We start from the raw sequence: 23,091 nt of genomic DNA on the forward strand, positions 1-23,091 counted from the left end.
TATAATGAAATTAATAGTTGGATTAGGAAATGTAGGTAAAGAGTACGATGGTACAAGACATAATGTAGGTTTTATGGTTTTAGATGAATTGGCAAAAGAAGAGAATGTCTCATTTAATAAAATTAAAAATGAAGCAAGTTTAGCTGATTTTATGTTTAATGGAGAAAAGATAATTTTAGCGAAACCACTCACTTATATGAATGAGTCTGGAAGAAGTGTCCGACCTCTGCTTGATTTTTATAAAATTCCGGTTGAGAATCTCATTGTTATTCATGACGATATGGATTTACCAGTGGGACATTTGAGATTACGCCAAAAGGGGTCAGCCGGTGGGCATAATGGAATTAAAAGTTTAATTTCACATCTGGGCACACAGAAATTTAAACGCCTTAAAATAGGAATTGATCATCCTCAACGAATGAGTGTCGTAGATTGGGTTTTATCAAGATTTACTAAAGAACAACAAAATCAGCTAGATAACGGAATAAGACAGGCACTGGATGCGTTGAATAATTGGATTGAAACCGAAAATTTTATGGAAACAATGAATAAGTATAATCATAGGTAAATAATCACGGGGGATTTAAAAAAAGATGAAGTTACAAGAAATATTCACGGAGCTTCCAGAACTAAATACTTTTTTGAAGAATTTGGATGAAGGAAGAGGACAGAGAAACTTGTTGACAGGTCTGACAGCATCTGCAAAACCTTTATTTCTTGCAGAATTGGTACAAAGAAGAAAGAGAAACATACTTTTTGTGACTGATACCTTACACCATGCTCAACAACTGGAAAAAGAGTTGTTGGGTTATATAGAAAAAAATCAGGTTTTTTTGTTTGCAGTCGATGAAGCGATGGCTGCAGAAGTTGCAATTAGTTCACCTGAATATCGAGTTGAAAGAATTAAAGCACTGATGGCGTTACAAGAAAAGGGAACAGCAAAAATTGTGATTACTTCAACAAGAGGCTTGAAAAAAATTGTACCTTCGCCTAGTGTATGGAAAAAAGCACGAATTAATCTGACTGTGGGAAAGGATATTGATCAGGGACAATTAATTGATGATTTAGTTGAAATGGGATATCAACGAACTAAATTAATAGAGAAAATTGGAGACTTTGCAGTTAGAGGATCAATCATTGATATTTATCCAGCAAATGTTGTTAATCCCATTAGAGTAGATTTATTTGATACTGAGATCGATTCTTTGCGCAAATTTGATATGACTACGCAAAGAAGTACAGAGAATATAGAAAAAATAGAAATTTTGCCTGTAACAGATGTTCTAATGACGAAAAAACAAATAAATGATGCAGTGAAAAGCATAAATAATGCATTGAATAATGAAAAAAAGGTACTGAAAAATGAAGAAAGCTATGCAAAATTAGCAAATACTGTTGAAAATTTGCTGGGAAGAATTAAGAAACAGAAGCTTTTTTCAAGTGATGCTGTTTTCTTAGATAAGATAAGTGAAAAGAATCCGAATATCACAGAATATTTAGGGGAAGATGATTTACTTATCTTGGACGATTATCCACGAATTCTTGATACAGAGAAGATCCTTGAGGACGAGGATACAAATTGGAAATTAGCACAGGTTGGGATTGGGAAAATTTTTTCAGATGAATATTTGGGTGAGTCTGTTAGAAAAATTGTAAGAAAGTTTAAGCAGAAAAGTTTATTTTTATCGATTTTTGAAAAAGGAATGGGACAACTTTCTTTTAGTCAGAAACTTGACGTGAAAGTTCGAGGAATGCAAAACTTTTTTGGTCAGATGCCACTCCTTAAAGCAGAAATTGATAGGTGGACCAGTCAAAAACAGACAGTCATAATTGCAATCTCAGATAAGGATAGACTCGGAAAATTAGTGACAACTCTGGAAGATTTTGAGATAAAGGCTGTAATTACGACAGAAAATGAAATAAAAGCTGGACAAGTTCAACTGGTTCTAGCTAATTTGGCCACAGGTTTTGAACTTCCTCAAGAACGTCTTATTGTAATTACGGAAAATGAATTATTTAATAAATTACCTAAAAAAAGAATTTTCAAACGACAAACAATGGAAAATTCTGAGAGGTTAAAAAGCTATACAGAATTAAAAGAGGGAGACTATGTTGTCCACATCAACCATGGTATCGGTAAATACATTGGGATGAGAACAATGGAAGTAGAAAAAAAGCACCAAGATTACCTAACGATTGTGTATCGAGATGATGCAAAGTTATTTCTACCAGTCTCCCAAATTGATAGAATTCAAAAATATGTTTCAGGAGAGTCTAAGGTCCCCCATATCAATAAATTAGGAGGGACAGAGTGGAAAAAAACCAAAAATAGTGTTGCTTCAAAGATTGAAGATATTGCTGACGAATTAGTTGAATTATATGCTAAAAGAGAAATGGAACAAGGATTTGCTTTTTCAGCGGATAATGAATATCAAAAAGAATTTGAAGATGCTTTTCCGTATTCCGAGACACCTGATCAATTGCGCAGTAGTACAGAGATAAAAAAGGATATGGAAAGAAAAGTTCCGATGGATCGTTTATTGATCGGAGATGTTGGTTATGGGAAAACAGAAGTTGCTCTTAGAGCAGCTTTTAAAGCTGTCCAAGATCAAAAACAGGTTGCTTTTTTGGCGTCCACAACTGTCCTTGCACAACAACACTATGAAACAATGCTTAGTCGGTTTGCTGATTTTCCAGTTCAATGTGCTGTTTTATCAAGGTTTCAAACAAAAGAACAGGTAAAACAAACAGTCAATGACTTGGTACATGGAGTTGTTGATATAGTAGTCGGTACACATAGATTATTATCCAATGATGTTAAGTTTGCTGATTTGGGGTTATTGATAATTGATGAAGAACAACGCTTTGGTGTGAAACATAAAGAAAAGTTGAAACAACTGCGTTCGCAAGTTGATGTATTAACATTGACAGCAACTCCTATTCCAAGGACTTTGAATATGTCAATGTTAGGTGTGCGGGACCTATCGGTGATTGAAACTGCGCCGATGAATAGATACCCAATTCAAACTTATGTAATGGAACAAAATTATGGAACTGTAGCTGATGCCATTTCCCGGGAAATGGCTAGAGGTGGGCAAGCTTTTTATCTGCATAATCGAGTAGCTGATATTGAAAAGACTGTAGCCGAAATTAAGTCTTTCGTTCCAGAAGCACAGGTTGCTTATATTCATGGACAGATGACTGAACTGCAATTGGAGCGGATACTTGTTGACTTTATTGCGGGGGAATATGATGTATTAGTTACAACAACGATTATTGAAACGGGTGTTGATATTCCTAATGTTAATACTTTGATTGTAGAAGACGCTGATAGAATGGGTTTGTCACAACTCTACCAACTTCGAGGGCGAGTTGGGCGAAGTAATCGGGTCGCGTACGCATATTTTATGTACCAAGAAAATAAAGTACTTACCGAAGTCAGTGAAAAAAGATTAGAGGCAATTAAGGATTTTACTGAACTAGGTTCAGGTTTTAAAATTGCAATGCGTGATTTATCAATTAGAGGTGCTGGAAACCTCTTGGGCAAACAACAACATGGTTTTATAGATTCAGTAGGATATGATTTATATACGCAGATGTTGAAAGATGCAGTTGCTCGAAAAAGAGGTGTTATTGGGATTAAAAAAACAGATGCTGAGATTAAGATTAGTATTGAAGCGTATCTACCATCAACTTATATTGAGGATCAAAGACAAAAAATTGAGTTGTATAAACGAATCAGACAAATTGAAAATGAAAAAGAATTTATTGAGATTCAAGAAGATTTAATTGATCGATTTGGGGAATATCCTGGAGAGGTTGAAAATTTATTAAAACTGAGTTTAATGAAAATGTACGCTGATAGAGCACTTGTGGAATCAGTTAATTATGAAAATAAAAAAATTGTGGTCACGTTTAGTGATGAAGCATTTGAATATTACCAGGCTGCAGATTATTTAGAAGTTATTGCTAAGGTGAATTTGAAAGCTACTCTAAAAATGGAGCAGAAAAAAATGAAAATCACTATAGCATTGCAACCCACAGAGAAACTTGAAAAAAATATTGCGAATCTGACGGAACTATTCAAAAGATTAGGAGAAAAAGCAGACAAAGTTAAAAAGGTAAATGAACGTGAAAAACAAAACAGCTAATTTTGTACTCAAAGGGGCAACTACATTAACGGTAGCTGCCCTAATTGGAAAAATATTAAGTGCTATTTATCGTGTTCCTTTTCAAAATCTAGTTGGAAATAGAGGTTTCTATATATATCAGCAGATATACCCATTGTATGGAATTGCGATGACAATCGGTCTTTCTGGTTTACCCGTCTATATTTCTAAGATAATTGCAAAAGAAGAGACAGATACTAGGAAAAAAGAACAGGCAACAATTTTATTAGAGATACTATTTATATTTGGACTACTAGTTTTTGTAGTGCTTTATTTAGGAGCAACTAGAATTGCCGGTCTGATGGGAGACAGTAGACTGGATGAACTAATAAAAAGTGTTTCATGGTTGTATTTGCTTGTTCCATTGCTTTCTGTTGCAAGAGGGTATAATCAAGGAATGCAAGAGATGACGCCAACAGCTCTTTCACAATTGGTTGAGCAATTGGTTCGTATATGCGTAATTATTACTGTTGCTCTTTTGGGAATTTCTCATAAGTGGTCACTTTATCGAATTGGGAGTTCAGCTTTTTTGGGTTCTATAATTGGAGCAATCTGTGCTTTGGTCTTTTTTTTCAGCTTTTTCAAAGAAATTTTTAAATTCAAGTATCATAGAAATATGTCAGTGATACTTCAAGCGATGAAGGGCTTATTTTCAGAGGGATTGCTAATTTGTTTTTTCGCGGGAATTCTTGTTTTGCTACAACTAATTGATTCTTTTACTTTAAAAAAGGCACTACAAGCAGCTGGGTATTCAATGAAAAATGCTGAAAACCTAAAGGGAGTCTACGATCGTTCGCAAACTTTTCTCCAATTAGGCCTAGTTGTTTCGACAAGTTTTTCGACAAGTTTATTGCCGATGCTAATTAAAAATCGAATGGAACATGATAAATTGAAGTTTAAACAAAATATTCGATTGATTTATCGAATTTGTATATGGACATCAATGGCTGTGACTAGCGGATTAATAATTTTAATGCCTAGTCTTAACAAAGCTTTGTTTTCTTCGGAACAAGGTAGTATGGCGTTAAGTATTAGCATGCTGACAATCATTTTTACAGGTGTTATTTTATTAGATAATGCAATATTACAGAGTGCAAATAGTTATAAAAAAAATATTATTGTTCTAGTAGCAATAATAGCAATTAAATTTTTGACGAATTATCAATTTACATTGCATCTGGGAATTATTGGTGCGGCAGTCTCTAGTGTATTAAGTGTGGCAATCGGTACTTTCTTTTCAGGAAGGTCATTGAGAAAAATTGGGCTTAATCGTCAATTGGACCGAAAGTTTATAAAGAAAGTCATTTTGTTTTCCATTATAATGATTATAGTAGTTTCCTTGGTAATTAGTTTGACTAATCAATTTGGAAACTCACGCGTTTACAGCTTTATGCAATGTATTATTGGAGTTGTGATAGGAGCAGCTTCTTATGTTACAACAACTAGATGTGGTAATTTGTTTAGTGACAGGGAATGGAGAAGCATTCCTGGTGGAGAATATATATTGAAAATTTTCAAAAAAAGGATGGATAATTAATGAGACTAGATAAATTTTTAAAAGTTTCTCGTATTATAAAAAGAAGAACCGTGGCAAAAGAAATTGCAGATAAAGGAAGAATTACAATTGATGATAAAATAGCGAAATCATCAACTGATGTAGCAGTTGGAGACAAACTAACTATTTCTTTTGGCAATAAAACGTTGACTGTGAGAGTAATTTCTTTAAAAGAAACGGTAAAAAAAGACGAAGCAACAGAATTGTATGAAATTATTGCGGAAGATTTTAAAGAAAACTTCAAATAAGTAAATTAATAGACTTTGACGATTTAAAATTGCTATAATAATAGAGTGGTGACGCTAGGAAAGGGGTAGTTTTTGAGATGGCAACAGGTCAAAAAATAAGAACATTAAATAATTCTTTTTACCGTGCTAGTGAAGAAAAGCAAAGACAAACCGGCTATCAAAAACGAATTAGACGAGTCCATAAGAAACGTTTTATTACAATTATCCTAGCATTTTTTTTAGTAACCTTATTTTTTGGTTACCAAATTGTAAATACGAAATTATTAACGAGCAACTTGAATAAGCAGATAACTACATCACATAAGAAACTTGATAAAGTTAGAACGCAAAGAACAGATTTGAAGCAAGAAGTAAAACAGTTGAATGATAAAAATTATCTTGAGAAGATAATTAGGGAGAAATATTATTATTCAAAAGATGGGGAAACAATTTATAGTTTGCCAAATAATAGCTTAGGACAAAAATAATTTGATAGTCTTTAATCTATTGCATACCAGCTTTGGCGTGTTATACTAAGGTGTATATAGTTTAAGGAGGAGCAACATTTTTATGTCAATTGAAGTGGGAGCTAAGGTTACAGGCAAGGTTTCAGGGATAACGAATTTTGGTGCATTTGTTGATTTGGGCGATAAAAAGAACGGATTGGTCCATATCAGTGAAGTATCTGATGGGTATGTTAAAGACATTCATGATGTTTTGAGCATTGGTGATGAGGTTACAGTCAAAGTTTTATCGATTGCTGAAGATGGAAAGATTAGTCTCTCAATTAGAAAAGCAGTTGCAGTTGTCCCTCATCATGAGAAAGCACAAACGACACATACAACTCGAACAGATCGTGGCAATAACTATCATTCTGGTGGAACAGACGTGAAGACACATAATCATAGTGGACAACGTCAAGGTTATAAAAAAACAGAATATAAAAAAGTGAACGAAACCAAGAAGACAGATTTTGATTCATTGCTGTCAGGTTTTTTGAAAGATAGTGAAGTTCGTTTGACATCATTAAAAAGAAATACAGAAGGCAAGCGCGGTGGCCGTGGAGGCCGTCGTAGTTAAATCAAATAAATTCGATTGTTGTCGTAAGCAACAATCGTTTTTTTAGTGGGTTGGGTATATGAGAAATCTAAGACAAAGTTTTTTAGCAGATTTTGGAAAATATTGTTCTGATAAAAGGGTGCTAGTAGCTGTCTCAACAGGTGTGGATTCAATGGTTTTACTGAATTTATTAATTAGTTTGCCACCGAGAATTAGACCAATAATTGAAGTAGCCTACGTGGATCATAAGCTAAGATTAGAGAGTATAGAAGAAACAAAATACATCAAAGATTTTTGTGAAAACCAAAATCTCGAGCTTCATTGCTTGGAATGGAAAACTGAGGATCATCCGAAAACAGGAATTGAAGCGGCAGCAAGAAAAGTCCGTTATAATTTTTTTGCAGAAACCATGAAGAAAACAGGTATTAACACTTTATTGACAGCACACCATGCGGATGATCAGGCAGAGACATTTCTTATGAAGCTCATAAGAGGAGGCGATCTTCAGCAGCTGCAAGGAATTAGAATTGTCAGGCGATTCGCTGAAGGACGACTAATCAGACTTTTATTGAATTATTCAAAGACTGAAATCAGAGAGTATGCGCAAAAGAATAATCTTATTTATTTTGAAGATGTAACTAATAATTCTAATGATTATTTGCGAAATCGAATTAGACATTTGATTGTTCCTAAGATGAAGGCTGAAAATTCGAAATTTTTAGAGCATATTCAATCATATGAGCAGCAACTGTCTATATTATTACAGGCAACTGGAGAACAGGTTGATACTTATTTAGCAAATATGCAAGTGGGTGAGGATACTTTTTCAATTGATACATGGTCTTCTTTGAGTAAAAGTTGGCAATCTTTAGTTATAAAGAAACTTCTTGAAAGATACTCGAAAAAATTGGATGAGAAAACCTTAGAGCAGGTTGAGAATCTATTAAGCAATCGTAAAAAACCACAAGGATTTGTTGACCTTGGAACAAATGGATTTTTTATAAAAAAATATAATTTATTTTATTTTGCCAATAAATATCACGTTGAAGATGAAAAAACAATTAAGTATGAGTTAGAATTAAATAAATGGATAACTCTTAGTAAGGAAGAAAAAATAGGTGTTTTTTTCAACAGAAGACCCCCAATTTTGAAAACCGATCAAGTATTTTATTTTTCAAATCCAAAGTTATTACCTCTAATAGTTAGACATCGTAATCAAGGCGATCGGATTCATACTAAAGTTGGTACACAAAAGCTGAAAAAAATATTGATTAATGATAAAGTACCGCAAGAAGCCCGTGAAAAAGTATGGGTAATTACTACTGGAGAAAATCTAATTTTATGGGTGCCAAATGTTAGGAAATCAGATTTGTCAGAGAGTCAGGTAAATGATAAAATGCAATACATGATAATTTTTAGGAATAAAGTCTAGAAATGAGGTTGAATATGAACGAGGATATCAAAGAAGTTCTTTACAGTAAGCAACAAATAGAAGAAGTTTCTAAGAAAATTGGTGTACAATTGACTAATGATTATGCAGACAAAAAACCTTTAGTTATTTGTGTGCTAAAGGGTGCTGTTTTATTTATGGCAGATATCATTAGGAAAATTGATACATATGTTGAGATTGACTTTATGGATGTCTCAAGTTATGGGGAAGCAACTGTTTCTTCAGGAGAAGTTAAAATAATCAAGGATTTAGATGTACCGGTTGAAGGTAGAGACATCTTAATTGTTGAAGATATTATTGATACTGGAAAAACATTGCAATGCTTAGTCAACCTTTTGAAACATCGAAAAGCAGCATCGGTAAAAATTTGTACGTTGTTGGATAAACCTGAACGGAGAATGGAAGGTATTATACCAGATTATGTGGGTTTTCAGGTGCCCAATGAATTTGTGGTTGGATATGGACTTGATTACAAAGGGATGTACCGTAATCTTCCATATGTCGGTATTTTAAAATCAGAAGTTTATGAGAACAATTAATGGTCAATAATAGTCAAGTGTGTTATGATTTATGCGCTACCTGTTTGACCGTAGCAATCTGTGTAGTAAACGAGGAGGAAGCAGATGAACAATAACAAGAATGGACTTTTTAGGAATAGTCTATTTTATATTGTGATTTTCCTTGGGGTAATGGGAATGTTGTACTACTTTTTTGGTGGTAAAACCAGTTCTCAATCTCAACAAATCCAATCAAGCCAATTTATTAGTGAATTAAAGAAGGATAATGTTAAAGATTTTACAATGCAACCTTCTGGAAGTACTTATAAAATTACAGGGGACTATAAAAAAGCACGAAAAGTTAAGGAATCTACTGGGCTGGGAAGTTTTACTTCTGGGAGCAGCAAGATAACATCGTTTTCGACCAATGTGTTGACTAATGATGTCGCCGTTAAGCAAATTCAGCAATATGCTGAGAAAAATAATGTAAAGAATGGTGCAAAGGAAGAGGAATCTAGTAGCTTATGGTTACAGTTGCTTATTTACTTGTTGCCAGTGATATTCTTTGTGTTCTTCTTCTATATGATGATGGGTCAAGCAGGCCAAGGCGGCGGTAATGGACGTGTTATGAACTTTGGCAAGTCAAAGGCTAAACCTGTTGACAAAAAAGCGAATAAAGTTCGTTTTTCTGATGTCGCTGGTGCTGAAGAAGAAAAACAAGAACTTGTCGAAGTAGTTGAGTTCTTGAGGGATCCGCATAAATTCTTAGCATTGGGTGCTAGGATTCCATCAGGTGTTTTACTTGAAGGACCTCCCGGAACAGGTAAAACTTTGCTAGCAAAGGCTGTTGCCGGTGAGGCAGGAGTTCCTTTCTTCTCAATTTCGGGTTCTGATTTTGTGGAAATGTTTGTCGGTGTTGGGGCAAGCCGTGTTCGTGATTTATTTGAGAATGCTAAAAAGAATGCACCGTCAATTATCTTTATTGATGAAATTGATGCTGTTGGTCGTCAACGTGGTAATGGTATGGGTGGTGGCCATGATGAACGTGAGCAAACACTTAATCAATTACTTGTTGAGATGGATGGTTTTGAAGATGATGAGAGTGTTATTGTTATGGCTGCAACGAACCGTTCTGATGTTTTGGACCCTGCATTATTAAGACCAGGTCGTTTTGATCGTAAGATTTTAGTTGGTCGTCCAGACGTCAAGGGACGTGAAGCTATTTTGAAGGTACATGCGAAGAATAAACCGTTGGCAAATGATGTCGATCTGAAGATGGTTTCTAAGCAGACACCAGGGTTTGTTGGTGCTGATTTAGAGAACTTGCTCAACGAAGCTGCGCTTTTGGCTGCTCGTCGTGATAAAAAACAAATTGATGCTTCTGATATTGATGAAGCGGAAGACCGTGTCATTGCGGGACCTGCTAAGAGAGATCGTGTTATTAGCAAGAAAGAAAGAGACACTGTTGCATACCATGAAGCGGGTCATACTATTGTAGGTTTGATCCTTAATGAAGCACGAATTGTGCATAAAGTAACGATTGTTCCGCGTGGTCGTGCTGGCGGATATGCAATTATGCTTCCAAAAGAAGATCAAATGTTACTTTCAAAACATGATATGAAGGAGCAAATTGCTGGATTAATGGGTGGTCGTGCTGCTGAGGAAATTATTTATAATGAACAATCCTCTGGTGCATCAAATGACTTCCAGCAAGCCACACAACTCGCTAGAGCTATGGTTACTGAATATGGGATGAGTGAAAAACTTGGTCCAGTTCAATATGAAGGCCAAAGTAATATGTTTGCTGGTGGTGGAATGGCTGGTCAACCTAGTTACTCTGGACAAACAGCTAATCTGATTGATGATGAGGTTAAGGCCTTGTTAAATGAGGGAATGACTTCAGCTAAGCAAATTATTGAAGAACATCGTGAACAACATAAGATAATTGCTGAGGCTTTGCTTGAGTATGAAACACTTGATGAAAAACAAATTTTAAGCTTATTTGAAACAGGGAAAATGCCAGTGAAGCAAGACGAGGAATTCCCTAGTGAAAAAGCTGCAACATTTGAAGAATCAAAGGAAGCTCTAAAAAGAAAAGAAGAGGAAAAACAACGGGAAAACGAAAAGACAGTTGAAGAAGATTTAACTAAAACTGTGACATTTTATCCAAAAGATAAATCTTAATAGCAGTGTTTATTTTCCGTTGAAAAACAGATGATTTTATATTGAAATCATCTGTTTTTTATTGCTATTATGGAATTAACATATCACTTAGAGGAGAAAAAAGAATGGCTGATTATTTGATAAAAGTATTGGCATATAGCGGACAATTGAGAATTTATGCCGTGGATTCTACTGAAACTGTTAGAGAGGCACAGAAAATTCATGATACTTGGAGCGCTGCTACAGCTGCATTTGGGAGGGCAATTACTGCTACTAGTTTATTAAGTCAATCTTTGTTAAAGGATGACAATAAAATGACCGCAAAAATTATGGGCGATGGACCAACTGGTACAATTGTGGTTGATGGTACGGCAAAAGGCGAAATAAAAGGGTACTTGCACGAACCACATGTGCATCTACCACTAAATGATAGAAAGAAAATTGATGTCAAAGGTGCAGTCGGCAGTAATGGATTATTGGAAATTACGAAGGATCTTGGACTTAAAACACCTTTTACAGGACAAGTTCCAATCATTTCAGGAGAATTAGGTGAAGATTTTACTTACTATATGGCAAAATCAGAACAAATTCCGTCTTCAATTGGTGTTTCAGTATTTGTTAATAAGGATAATTCAGTTAAAACTGCTGGAGGATTCATGATACAGGTAATGCCAGGCGCTAGTGAAGAAGTTTTGAAAGAGATTGAACAAAAGATAGCAAAACTACCAGCAATTTCAGTAATGATGGCAGAAAATTATACTCCAGAAGATATGATTTATCGTATTTGTGGAAAAGAAAATGCACAAATTTTAAGTAAAATTAATATCAATTACAATTGTGATTGTTCTAAAGAACGTTTTGCCAAATCACTAGCAAGTATTTCACCGGCAGATCTAAGAATGATGATTGAAGAAGATCATGGAGCTGAAGCAATCTGTCAATTTTGTAAAAAGAGATATTTTTTTACAGAAGATGAGTTAAAAAAACTACTAAAAGATATTCAAAATTAAAAAATTAAAATATAATGGAATTAGATTTGCTTTTTATGTCGTAATTGGGCAATATATAAGGTGAGTAATTTTTTGGAGGGATAATTTTGGTTAAGGAACAAAATATGAATGATCAGCTGAAGGTTCGACGTGAAAAAATGGATGAGTTACGTGCGGAGGGAATTGATCCATTTGGTCATCGTTTTGAACGAACAGCAATGACTAAGGAATTGCACGATCAATATGATGTAAAAACAAAAGAAGAACTAGATAATTTGGGAATTGAGGCAACCGTTGCTGGAAGAATGATTGCAAAACGAGGAAAGGGAAAAGTTGGTTTTGCGGACATTCAAGACAAAGATGGACGCTTGCAGTTATATATCCGCAAAGATATTGTTGGTGAAGAGAAGTATCATATTTTTAAACGCTCGGATTTGGGAGATCATTTAGGTCTTACTGGAGAAATCATTAAGACTGACATGGGGGAATTGACACTAAAAGTTACGGATATCACCTTTCTGTCAAAGGCACTTCGCCCATTACCCGATAAGTTTCATGGTTTACAAAATGTGGAACAGATTTATCGACAGCGTTATTTAGATTTAATCTCAAATCGTGACAGCTTTGATCGCTTCATGAAGAGAAGTAAAATTGTAACAGCAGTTAGACGCTATCTTGACGATAATAACTTTACTGAAGTTGAGACCCCAGTCTTACACAATCAAGCAGGTGGCGCCGCAGCACGCCCCTTTAAAACACATCATAATGCATTAGATATCACACTTTATCTAAGAATTGCACTTGAATTGCATTTGAAGAGATTAATTGTTGGTGGAATGGAACGTGTTTATGAAATAGGACGAGTGTTTAGAAACGAAGGAATTGATACAAAACATAATCCTGAATTTACAATGTTAGAAACATATGCCGCTTATTTTGATTTCACAGATGTAATGGACGAAACAGAAGGAATATTTAAAGCTGCAGCGAAAGTAGTAACTGAAGATGGAACGGTTGAGTATCAGGGAGAAAAAGTGGATTTTAATAAGCCATTTAAGCGTGTTCATATGGTTGATGCAATAAAAGAAAAAACAGGTATTGATTTTTGGCAGGAAATGTCCATTGAGCAAGCTAGAAAAATCGCTGATGAAAAAGGTGTTCATTATGAAAAATATTGGAAAGTGGGCCATATTATTAATGAATTCTTTGAGACCTTCTGTGAGGATCAGATTGTAGATCCTACTTTTATCTATGGTCATCCGGTAGAGGTTTCGCCGTTAGCAAAAAAGAATGTAAAAGATGCTAGATTTACAGATCGTTTTGAAATGTTCATTCTCGGAAATGAATATGCAAATGCTTTTACAGAATTGAATGACCCAATAGACCAAAGAAATCGTTTTGAAGCGCAAGTTGAAGAACGTGAGGCTGGAAATGATGAGGCTGAGGGAATTGATGAAGACTATGTAGAAGCATTAGAATATGGAATGCCACCAACTGGAGGATTAGGGATAGGTATTGATCGTTTGGTAATGCTGATGACAGATGCGCCTTCTATTCGTGATGTATTGCTTTTCCCAACTTTACGGGTGGATGATAAGTAATTTACTATGAGTAATTCGAATTAGACGGATAATTTCGATCTACGTAACACGTTTAGCGGAATAAATAGAAAGGGGCTGTGCCATAAGTCCCTAAGTGAAAGAGCTTCACCAGAGAAAGTAATGATTTTTCTGGTGAAGCTCTTTTGGTATAATTAAAAATAAAAAAGCACTGGTTGGAGCCAGTACTTTCAAAAACAATACCCCTATAGAAAGGATAATCAAAATGTACAATAATTATAACATAAATCAGACTGTACTTAGTATTAAAACTGACTGGGAGCCAAAAGAAAATCATCCTGCACGGATGATTAATCAAATAGTTGAAGACCTTAAAATTAATGATCCTTACATCTTTGGACGACCGCGTAAGTATGATCTGCGTGTACTTTTAAAATTAATTTTGTTTGCGTACACAAAAGGTATCTTTAGTAGTCGCCGTATTAATACGTTGGCAGAAGAGAATTTGGCAGCCCGTTGGCTGACACAAGAACAGGTTCCAGCCTACCGAACAATTTGTCGTTTTAGAATTTCAGATGAAGTTGAGAGCTTGATTAATCAATGTATTCTAAAACTAACCAAATATCTGAAACAAAACAATTTTATTGATGAAGTTACTTTTATTGACGGGACTAAAATTTTAGCTGATGCCAATAAATATAGTTTTGTTTGGCGTAAGAATACGATTCGTTTTGACAAGCTTAATCGCTCTGCGATTATAACCCTTCTGGAAGAATTAAATGACGCTAAGTTTAAGTGTCAGCTCCCAGCAGAGACAGATCTTACTTTAGAAATGCTTGATGAAATTACCTTGCGGTTAGAAAATGACTTGAAAGATTTGAATAAAAAGATTGAAAAAGAACATATCTCTCCAAACCCAGACAAGTCAAGGCGTCGAAAACTAAAATCTTTAAAACGAAAACTTAAGTTACGGCAAACTAAATTATTAGCTCATAAAATACAAACCAGAATTTATGGTAAAAGAAATAGTTATTCAAAAACAGATCATGATGCAACTTTCATGCGTGTTAAGGAAGATCCAATGCTCAACGGACAGCTAAAACCGGCTTATAATCTACAAATCGCCACAAGTAAACAATTTGTAACTGCCTTCGGCATTTTTCAAAATCCAGGAGATACCAAAACATTAATTCCTTTTTTACAGCAACAAAAAGCAGCTGGAACTTTAGGTAAGTATATTGTGGCTGATGCAGGATACGGTTCAGAATCAAATTATCGATATCTCGAAGATGAATTACCTGAACATACAGCGTTAATTCCATATGGGACAATGTTAAAAGAAAATAGTCGCAAATGGAAAAGTGATGACCGTAAGGTCATGAATTGGGCGTATCATCCTAAAGACGATTATTTTATTGATCTGCAGGGAGTTAGATTTAGTTTTTATGCTTACCGTAAGCGCAAAGATAAGTACGGATTTGTACGTGAATTTAAAGAGTATCAGGCAAACAAATACGATAACGATTTTAAAATTGATCACCGAGCATTCACTAAAAACGGAAATCCTCGTAAAATAAGTATTAATAGCGCATGGGAGTATTTCAAAGCTAAGGAACGCAAGTTGCTTTCAAATCACCAAACTGGTTCAATTTACGGACAACGTAAAATAGATGTTGAATCAGTTTTTGGTGGATTGAAGGCTTGTTTGGGTTTTAAAAAATTTTCGGTTAGAGGTCTTGAGAAGGTAAAAAGGGAAGCTGGAATTGCCTTGATGGCAATGAATATTAGAAAATTGGTGGCGAAAGGCACCAATTATAACTGTTTTATAAACAAAAAGAAGAGATTAGTGAAAATCAAAGAACGATTTTCACTAATCTCTTCTATTTTGAAGGACTTATGGCACAGCCCCTTTCTATTTTATTTGAAAAAGCATTGACTAAGAGGTTAAAATGGTGTATATTATTTTTTGTTGCTTGTTTCAGAAATTATTTGGAACAACAAATTAAATAAAAAAAGTGTTTGACAGTTGTTGTTGAACATGGTATTATATAAAAGTTGCGTTAAGCGATTATGTAGACCTTTGAAAACTGAACAAAGTTTCGACAAATCAAATGTGTAGGGTCTCTTGTTTAGTACAAGAGCAAACATTTGCGAAGTCAATTCGCTAGTAAATAAGTAATTTAAAGAGTCACAAACTTTTAAAATGAGAGTTTGATCCTGGCTCAGGACGAACGCTGGCGGCGTGCCTAATACATGCAAGTCGAACGCAAAACTTTCACCGAATGCTTGCATTCACGAAAGTTTTGAGTGGCGAACGGGTGAGTAACACGTGGGTAACCTGCCCAGAAGAGGGGGATAACACTTGGAAACAGGTGCTAATACCGCATAATAACAAAAACCGCATGGTTTTTGTTTGAAAGATGGTTTTGCTATCACTTCTGGATGGACCCGCGGCGTATTAGCTAGTTGGTAAGGTAAAGGCTTACCAAGGCAATGATACGTAGCCGAACTGAGAGGTTGATCGGCCACATTGGGACTGAGACACGGCCCAAACTCCTACGGGAGGCAGCAGTAGGGAATCTTCCACAATGGACGAAAGTCTGATGGAGCAACGCCGCGTGAGTGAAGAAGGTTTTCGGATCGTAAAACTCTGTTGTTAGAGAAGAACGTGTGTGAGAGTAACTGCTCATGCAGTGACGGTATCTAACCAGAAAGCCACGGCTAACTACGTGCCAGCAGCCGCGGTAATACGTAGGTGGCAAGCGTTGTCCGGATTTATTGGGCGTAAAGGGAACGCAGGCGGTTTTTTAAGTCTGATGTGAAAGCCTTCGGCTTAACCGAAGTCATGCATTGGAAACTGAAAGACTTGAGTGCAGAAGAGGAGAGTGGAACTCCATGTGTAGCGGTGAAATGCGTAGATATATGGAAGAACACCAGTGGCGAAAGCGGCTCTCTGGTCTGTAACTGACGCTGAGGTTCGAAAGTGTGGGTAGCAAACAGGATTAGATACCCTGGTAGTCCACACCGTAAACGATGAATGCTAAGTGTTGGAGGGTTTCCGCCCTTCGGTGCTGCAGCTAACGCATTAAGCATTCCGCCTGGGGAGTACGACCGCAAGGTTGAAACTCAAAGGAATTGACGGGGGCCCGCACAAGCGGTGGAGCATGTGGTTTAATTCGAAGCAACGCGAAGAACCTTACCAGGTCTTGACATCTTCTGACAACCTAAGAGATTAGGTGTTCCCTTCGGGGACAGAATGACAGGTGGTGCATGGTTGTCGTCAGCTCGTGTCGTGAGATGTTGGGTTAAGTCCCGCAACGAGCGCAACCCTTATTACTAGTTGCCAGCATTTAGTTGGGCACTCTAGTGAGACTGCCGGTGACAAACCGGAGGAAGGTGGGGATGACGTCAAATCATCATGCCCCTTATGACCTGGGCTACACACGTGCTACAATGGACGGTACAACGAGTCGCGAAACCGCGAGGTTTAGCTAATCTCTTAAAGCCGTTCTCAGTTCGGATTGTAGGCTGCAACTCGCCTACATGAAGTCGGAATCGCTAGTAATCGCGGATCAGCATGCCGCGGTGAATACGTTCCCGGGCCTTGTACACACCGCCCGTCACACCATGAGAGTTTGTAACACCCAAAGCCGGTGAGGTAACCATTTATGGAGCCAGCCGTCTAAGGTGGGACAGATGATTGGGGTGAAGTCGTAACAAGGTAGCCGTAGGAGAACCTGCGGCTGGATCACCTCCTTTCTAAGGATATAACGGAAACCTACACACGATTGTTGAAACTTTGTTTAGTTTTGAGAGGTCTACTCTCAATTTGTTCTTTGAAAACTAGATAATATTTTTCTAAAATAATTAACAAACCGAGAACACCGCGTTTTAAAGAGTTTAAAACAAGAAAAATCTTGAACGCTAAACTCATAACCGCTTTACCGTAGGTAAAGATAGGTTAAGTTATTAAGGGCGCATGGTGAATGCCTTGGCACTAGGAGCCGATGAAGGACGGGACTAACTCCGATATGCTCCGGGGAGCTGTAAGTAAGCTATGATCCGGAGATTTCCGAATGGGGAAACCCAATAGTTTTTATCGACTATTACTACTGGTTGAATACATAGACCAGTTAGAGGAAGACGCAGGGAACTGAAACATCTAAGTACCTGCAGGAAGAGAAAGAAAAATCGATTCCCTAAGTAGCGGCGAGCGAACGGGGAACAGCCCAAACCAAGAAGCTTGCTTTTTGGGGTTGTAGGACTGAATATTTGAGTTACCAAAGGATGTCATAATCGAATGATTTGGGAAGATCAGCGAAAAAAGGTGAAAGCCCTGTAGATGAAATGACATTCTCTCAATTCAGTATCCTGAGTACGGCGGAACACGTGAAATTCCGTCGGAATCCGGGAGGACCATCTCCCAAGGCTAAATACTCCCTAGTGACCGATAGTGAACCAGTACCGTGAGGGAAAGGTGAAAAGCACCCCGGAAGGGGAGTGAAATAGTTCCTGAAACCATGTGCCTACAAGTAGTTAGAGCCCGTTAATGGGTGATAGCGTGCCTTTTGTAGAATGAACCGGCGAGTTACGTTTGCATGCAAGGTTAAGTCGGAAATGACGGAGCCGTAGCGAAAGCGAGTCTGAATAGGGCGTATCAGTATGTAGACGTAGACCCGAAACCAAGTGACCTACCCATGTCCAGGTTGAAGGTGCGGTAAAACGCACTGGAGGACCGAACTCATGTATGTTGAAAAATGCTGAGATGAGGTGTGGGTAGCGGAGAAATTCCAAACGAACTTGGAGATAGCTGGTTCTCTCCGAAATAGCTTTAGGGCTAGCCTCGGAAAGAAAGGATCGTGGAGGTAGAGCACTGTTTGGACTAGGGGCCCATCTAGGGTTACTGAATTCAGATAAACTCCGAATGCCATCGATCTATATCCGGGAGTCAGACTGCGAGTGATAAGATCCGTAGTCGAAAGGGAAACAGCCCAGACCACCAATTAAGGTCCCTAAATATATGTTAAGTGGAAAAGGATGTGGAGTTGCATAGACAACTAGGATGTTGGCTCAGAAGCAGCCACCATTTAAAGAGTGCGTAATAGCTCACTAGTCGAGTGACCCTGCGCCGAAAATGTACCGGGGCTAAACATATTACCGAAATTGTGGATGCAACCGTAAGGTTGCGTGGTAGGAGAGCGTTCTAAGGGCGAAGAAGCTAGACCGGAAGGACTGGTGGAGCGCTTAGAAGTGAGAATGCCGGTATGAGTAGCGAAAGACAGGTGAGAATCCTGTCCACCGAATGACTAAGGTTTCCTGGGGAAGGCTCGTCCTCCCAGGGTTAGTCGGGACCTAAGCTGAGGCCGAGAGGCGTAGGCGATGGATAACAGGTAGAGATTCCTGTACTAGTTATTATTGTTTGAACGATGGAGGGACGCAGGAGGCTAAGTATGCACACTGATGGATATGTGTGTCCAAGCAACGAGTTTGTAAGTGAGTCAAATGCTTACTTATAAGGACGAGTTGTGATGGGAAGCGAAATTATAGTAGCGAAGATACTGATGTCACACTGCCGAGAAAAGCTTCTAGTTAGATAATAACTACCCGTACCGCAAACCGACACAGGTAGTCGAGGAGAGAATCCTAAGGTGAGCGAGAGAACTCTCGTTAAGGAACTCGGCAAAATGACCCCGTAACTTCGGGAGAAGGGGTGCTGAACGCAAGTTCAGCCGCAGTGAATAGGCCCAAACGACTGTTTATCAAAAACACAGGTTTCTGCAAAATCGTAAGATGACGTATAGGGGCTGACGCCTGCCCGGTGCTGGAAGGTTAAGAGGATGGGTTAGCTTCGGCGAAGCTCAGAATTGAAGCCCCAGTAAACGGCGGCCGTAACTATAACGGTCCTAAGGTAGCGAAATTCCTTGTCGGGTAAGTTCCGACCCGCACGAAAGGCGTAACGATTTGGGCACTGTCTCAACGAGAGACTCGGTGAAATTATATTACCCGTGAAGATGCGGGTTACCCGCGACAGGACGGAAAGACCCCATGGAGCTTTACTGTAGCTTGATATTGGGTGTTTGTACAACTTGTACAGGATAGGTAGGAGCCATAGAAATCGGGACGCTAGTCTCGATGGAGGCATTGGTGGGATACTACCCTCGTTGTATGAACACTCTAACCCTCACCAATAAACGTGGTGGGAGACAGTGTCAGGTGGGCAGTTTGACTGGGGCGGTCGCCTCCTAAAAGGTAACGGAGGCGCCCAAAGGTTCCCTCAGAATGGTTGGAAATCATTCGCAGAGTGTAAAGGCACAAGGGAGCTTGACTGCGAGACCTACAAGTCGAGCAGGGACGAAAGTCGGGCTTAGTGATCCGGTGGTTCCGCATGGAAGGGCCATCGCTCAACGGATAAAAGCTACCCTGGGGATAACAGGCTTATCTCCCCCAAGAGTCCACATCGACGGGGAGGTTTGGCACCTCGATGTCGGCTCATCGCATCCTGGGGCTGTAGTCGGTCCCAAGGGTTGGGCTGTTCGCCCATTAAAGCGGTACGCGAGCTGGGTTCAGAACGTCGTGAGACAGTTCGGTCCCTATCCGTCGCGGGCGTAGGAAATTTGAGAGGATCTGTCCTTAGTACGAGAGGACCGGGATGGACACACCGCTGGTGTACCAGTTGTTCCGCCAGGAGCATCGCTGGGTAGCTATGTGTGGATGAGATAAACGCTGAAAGCATCTAAGTGCGAAACTCACCTCGAGATAAGATTTCCCATTCCTTCGGGAAGTAAGACCCCTGAGAGAAGATCAGGTAGATAGGTTGGAAGTGGAAGTACAGTGATGTATGGAGCGGACCAAAACTAATCGGTCGAGGACTTAACCAAAGAAAGAAATGCGGACGGTAGTTGATTAAGGAAGAGAAATATTAGCTAGTTTTGAGAGAACAAAGTTTTCTCAAGCAAAAGAGTGCGGTGATGATGGCAAGAAGGATACACCTGTTCCCATGTCGAACACAGAAGTTAAGCTTCTTAGCGCCGATAGTAGTTGGGGGATCGCCCCCTGCGAGGATAGGTCGTTGCCGTGCAGTTTACTCAGAATTTGTTGATAACCGGGTTAACTGATTATTTTCAGTTTCTGAGTTTTTTGGTAGCAAAATCGATTGTGTTTTGCTAAATGACCCGTTGGTCAAGTGGTTAAGACACCGCCCTTTCACGGCGGTAACATGGGTTCAAATCCCGTACGGGTCATCATAGAAATGCCGGCTTAGCTCAGCTGGTAGAGCATCGGTATCGTAAACCGAGGGTCACAGGTTCAAATCCTGCAGCCGGCATATATATTTTAAATATCCCTAGCCGTTTTAAATGGGACGTGTAACATAAGTTGATAAATTAAAGACTAATTCAATTGAAGTTATAGTATTTGGCTATAGATAGTTTAGAGTTAGCTGTGAATTTTGACTTATGGGACACATTTATATGGAATAATGAAAAGGCTAAGTCAAGTTAACTTTTGACCCAGCCTTTTTTTCTGTGAATCTTAATCTACTTTTTTAATTTTATGTGTAATAATATTTTTTAGTTATAAAAGACAATTAATAGTAAAAATTAGGAGGAATTTATTAATGGATAAAAAAGCGATGGACGTGACATTCTTGGGACATCCGCGGGGCTTATCCACACTCTTTTTCACAGAAATGTGGGAAAGATTTAGCTATTATGGTATGAGAGCAATCTTACTTTATTATATGTATTATGAGGTTAGTGCTGGAGGGCTTGGGTTCAGTAAACCACTTGCTTTATCTATAATGTCTATTTATGGCTCATTAGTGTACCTTTCTAGTGTTATAGGAGGATTTGTCAGTGACAGAATCTGGGGGAGTCGTAGAACAGTATTTGTGGGCGGTATTTTAATAATGTTAGGCCATATAGTGTTGGCCACTCCATTTGGAAAATTAGCACTTTTTATTTCAATTGCTTTAATTGTTATAGGAACTGGTCTTTTAAAACCAAATGTTTCAGAAATGGTCGGCGGTTTATATAAACAAGATGATCCAAGAAGGGATACAGGGTTTAATATTTTTGTTTTTGGTATTAATGCAGGTGCATTCATTGCTCCTATTGTTGTGGGATATTTAGGTCAAAAAGTTAATTTTCATTTAGGTTTCTCACTTGCTGCAATTGGAATGTTAATCGGTTTAATTCAATACTATTTTGATGGTAATAAATATTTATCAAAGGATAGTTTATATCCAAATGATCCGATTGATCCCAGTGAACTACAGGCGATTATTAAGAAAGTAATTCTTTTTGTTATTGTAATTGCTTTGATTTTAACTATTATGTCTTTATTTAATTTTCTAACAATTAGTAACATAATTCTGTTGATAACTGTTATTGCGGTATTGATTCCAATTTATTATTTTATAATAATGTTGAGTAGTAGAAAGATAACTAAAGTTGAAAAATCACGTGTATGGGCATATGTTCCATTGTTTATTGCTAGTATTTTGTTTTGGTCAATTGAGGAACAAGGTGCAGTGGTATTAGCAATATTTGCTAACGAACAAACACGCTTAGAAATCTGGGGTCACACTTTTCCATCTAGTTGGTTTCAAAGTATGAATCCGTTATTCATCATGATATATGCTCCAATCTTTGCAATAATTTGGACTGTTCTAGGGAAAAAACAACCTTCTTCCCCTGCAAAATTTTCTTATGGTCTTTTTTTTGCTGGAGTATCATTTCTTTGGATGATGTTCCCAGGAGCCCTATTTGGTACTGATACAAAAGTTGGACCGTTATGGTTGATAATGAGTTGGGCTTTGGTAATAGTTGGCGAAATGCTTGTCTCTCCGATTGGTCTCTCTGCAACAACCAAATTAGCTCCAAAGGCATTTGAGTCGCAAATGATGAGCATGTGGTTCATCAGTGATGCGGTTGCACAGGCTTTTAATTCACAACTAGTTAGATTTTATAATGCCCAAAATGAAATTGTTTATTTTGGAGTAGTTGGTGGTGTTACGATTCTCTTTGGCATTATATTATTGATCTTCTCTTCTAAAATAAAAAAATTGATGAGAGGTATTGAATAAAAATAAAAAAACACTTGCATAAAGTAGTGAAAGATAGTATTATTATTAGGTCGGATATGATGACAATGATGTTGTGGAAGGGTAGCGAAGTCTGGCTAAACGCGGCGGACTGTAAATCCGCTCCTTCGGGTTCGGTGGTTCGAATCCACTCCCTTCCACCATATTGGGCTATAGCCAAGCGGTAAGGCAACGGGTTTTGATCCCGTGACGCGCTGGTTCGAATCCAGCTAGCCCAATCAAGATAACTAGAAAGGACGAAATAATTTTGTTTCGTTCTTTTTTTGTCTGTTTTTATTTTGTCTCAACAAAGATAGAGCGAGAACGATTGACTTTTTAAT

13 protein-coding genes, 4 tRNA genes and 3 rRNA genes are annotated in these 23,091 nt (G+C 37.8%); all 20 read left to right on the forward strand.

The window, feature by feature from the left end; translation table 11 throughout:
- Window positions 1-4: 4 nt before the first annotated feature.
- Entirely contained in the window at window positions 5-568 is a 564-nt protein-coding gene (gene pth, locus G6O70_RS05200) for an aminoacyl-tRNA hydrolase (RefSeq protein ID WP_057870054.1), read from the forward strand.
- A gap of 25 nt (window positions 569-593) precedes the next feature.
- Window positions 594-4,151 carry a transcription-repair coupling factor gene (gene mfd / locus G6O70_RS05205; protein WP_057870055.1) on the forward strand — a complete coding sequence of 1,186 codons (3,558 nt, stop codon included), beginning with the start codon at window positions 594-596 and terminating at the stop codon, window positions 4,149-4,151.
- On the forward strand, window positions 4,126-5,706 hold the full coding sequence (locus G6O70_RS05210) for a putative polysaccharide biosynthesis protein (RefSeq protein WP_373566414.1): 1,581 nt from the start codon (window positions 4,126-4,128) through the stop codon (window positions 5,704-5,706). The genes mfd and G6O70_RS05210 overlap by 26 nt, the downstream gene beginning before the upstream one ends.
- A complete protein-coding gene (locus tag G6O70_RS05215; protein WP_057870057.1) occupies window positions 5,706-5,972 on the forward strand; it encodes an RNA-binding S4 domain-containing protein in 267 nt (88 codons plus the stop codon). The genes G6O70_RS05210 and G6O70_RS05215 overlap by 1 nt, the downstream gene beginning before the upstream one ends.
- Window positions 5,973-6,049: 77 nt before the next feature.
- A complete protein-coding gene (locus G6O70_RS05220) occupies window positions 6,050-6,439 on the forward strand; it encodes an FtsB family cell division protein (RefSeq protein WP_057870058.1) in 390 nt (129 codons plus the stop codon).
- Between the two features lie 82 nt (window positions 6,440-6,521).
- The gene (locus tag G6O70_RS05225; RefSeq protein WP_057870059.1) at window positions 6,522-7,031 is read left to right on the forward strand and encodes a S1 domain-containing RNA-binding protein; all 510 of its coding nucleotides are present in this window, start codon (window positions 6,522-6,524) and stop codon (window positions 7,029-7,031) included.
- Window positions 7,032-7,089: 58 nt separating this feature from the next.
- The gene (gene tilS, locus G6O70_RS05230) at window positions 7,090-8,442 is read left to right on the forward strand and encodes a tRNA lysidine(34) synthetase TilS (RefSeq protein ID WP_057870060.1); all 1,353 of its coding nucleotides are present in this window, start codon (window positions 7,090-7,092) and stop codon (window positions 8,440-8,442) included.
- Between the two features lie 14 nt (window positions 8,443-8,456).
- Window positions 8,457-8,999, forward strand: coding sequence for a hypoxanthine phosphoribosyltransferase (gene hpt / locus G6O70_RS05235; RefSeq protein ID WP_057870061.1), 543 nt, complete (start codon window positions 8,457-8,459; stop codon window positions 8,997-8,999).
- A gap of 84 nt (window positions 9,000-9,083) precedes the next feature.
- The gene (gene ftsH / locus G6O70_RS05240; protein WP_057870062.1) at window positions 9,084-11,141 is read left to right on the forward strand and encodes an ATP-dependent zinc metalloprotease FtsH; all 2,058 of its coding nucleotides are present in this window, start codon (window positions 9,084-9,086) and stop codon (window positions 11,139-11,141) included.
- 104 nt (window positions 11,142-11,245) lie between these two features.
- The gene (hslO, locus tag G6O70_RS05245) at window positions 11,246-12,130 is read left to right on the forward strand and encodes an Hsp33 family molecular chaperone HslO (RefSeq protein WP_057870063.1); all 885 of its coding nucleotides are present in this window, start codon (window positions 11,246-11,248) and stop codon (window positions 12,128-12,130) included.
- 104 nt (window positions 12,131-12,234) lie between these two features.
- Window positions 12,235-13,710 (forward strand): lysine--tRNA ligase, encoded by a 1,476-nt coding sequence (gene lysS, locus G6O70_RS05250; RefSeq protein ID WP_057870065.1) that lies wholly within the window; start codon window positions 12,235-12,237, stop codon window positions 13,708-13,710.
- Window positions 13,711-13,933: 223 nt separating this feature from the next.
- Entirely contained in the window at window positions 13,934-15,604 is a 1,671-nt protein-coding gene (locus tag G6O70_RS05255; protein WP_219934303.1) for an IS1182 family transposase, read from the forward strand.
- Window positions 15,605-15,867: 263 nt separating this feature from the next.
- Window positions 15,868-17,427, forward strand: a 16S ribosomal RNA gene (locus G6O70_RS05260).
- A gap of 200 nt (window positions 17,428-17,627) precedes the next feature.
- Window positions 17,628-20,546 (forward strand): 23S ribosomal RNA (locus G6O70_RS05265).
- An 83-nt stretch (window positions 20,547-20,629) separates the two neighbouring features.
- Window positions 20,630-20,746, forward strand: a 5S ribosomal RNA gene (gene rrf / locus G6O70_RS05270).
- Together the 16S, 23S and 5S rRNA genes with 2 tRNA genes alongside form the textbook arrangement of a ribosomal RNA operon.
- Before the next feature lie 91 nt (window positions 20,747-20,837).
- A tRNA-Glu gene (locus G6O70_RS05275) sits at window positions 20,838-20,909 on the forward strand.
- A gap of 10 nt (window positions 20,910-20,919) precedes the next feature.
- Window positions 20,920-20,992 (forward strand) — tRNA-Thr (locus tag G6O70_RS05280).
- A 306-nt stretch (window positions 20,993-21,298) separates the two neighbouring features.
- Window positions 21,299-22,753: a peptide MFS transporter gene (locus G6O70_RS05285; protein WP_373566418.1), complete on the forward strand. Its 1,455-nt coding sequence runs from the start codon at window positions 21,299-21,301 to the stop codon at window positions 22,751-22,753.
- Window positions 22,754-22,828: 75 nt separating this feature from the next.
- Window positions 22,829-22,914 (forward strand) — tRNA-Tyr (locus G6O70_RS05290).
- 3 nt (window positions 22,915-22,917) lie between these two features.
- Window positions 22,918-22,989 (forward strand) — tRNA-Gln (locus tag G6O70_RS05295).
- Window positions 22,990-23,091 lie beyond the last annotated feature (102 nt).

The sequence above is a fragment of the Liquorilactobacillus hordei DSM 19519 genome (assembly GCF_019443985.1).
Lineage (GTDB): Bacteria > Bacillota > Bacilli > Lactobacillales > Lactobacillaceae > Liquorilactobacillus > Liquorilactobacillus hordei.

What these genes read in the sequence shown, in the direction of transcription:
- G6O70_RS05285 (WP_373566418.1), top strand. Translation starts at nt 21,299, where the DNA reads ATGGACGTGACATTCTTGGGACATCCGCGGGGCTTATCCACACTCTTT.
- G6O70_RS05255 (WP_219934303.1), top strand. Translation starts at nt 13,934, where the DNA reads ATGTACAATAATTATAACATAAATCAGACTGTACTTAGTATTAAAACT.
- G6O70_RS05215 (WP_057870057.1), top strand. Translation starts at nt 5,706, where the DNA reads ATGAGACTAGATAAATTTTTAAAAGTTTCTCGTATTATAAAAAGAAGA.
- pth (WP_057870054.1), top strand. Translation starts at nt 5, where the DNA reads ATGAAATTAATAGTTGGATTAGGAAATGTAGGTAAAGAGTACGATGGT.
- G6O70_RS05225 (WP_057870059.1), top strand. Translation starts at nt 6,522, where the DNA reads ATGTCAATTGAAGTGGGAGCTAAGGTTACAGGCAAGGTTTCAGGGATA.
- mfd (WP_057870055.1), top strand. Translation starts at nt 594, where the DNA reads ATGAAGTTACAAGAAATATTCACGGAGCTTCCAGAACTAAATACTTTT.
- G6O70_RS05220 (WP_057870058.1), top strand. Translation starts at nt 6,050, where the DNA reads ATGGCAACAGGTCAAAAAATAAGAACATTAAATAATTCTTTTTACCGT.
- hpt (WP_057870061.1), top strand. Translation starts at nt 8,457, where the DNA reads ATGAACGAGGATATCAAAGAAGTTCTTTACAGTAAGCAACAAATAGAA.
- tilS (WP_057870060.1), top strand. Translation starts at nt 7,090, where the DNA reads ATGAGAAATCTAAGACAAAGTTTTTTAGCAGATTTTGGAAAATATTGT.
- ftsH (WP_057870062.1), top strand. Translation starts at nt 9,084, where the DNA reads ATGAACAATAACAAGAATGGACTTTTTAGGAATAGTCTATTTTATATT.
- hslO (WP_057870063.1), top strand. Translation starts at nt 11,246, where the DNA reads ATGGCTGATTATTTGATAAAAGTATTGGCATATAGCGGACAATTGAGA.
- G6O70_RS05210 (WP_373566414.1), top strand. Translation starts at nt 4,126, where the DNA reads ATGAACGTGAAAAACAAAACAGCTAATTTTGTACTCAAAGGGGCAACT.
- lysS (WP_057870065.1), top strand. Translation starts at nt 12,235, where the DNA reads ATGAATGATCAGCTGAAGGTTCGACGTGAAAAAATGGATGAGTTACGT.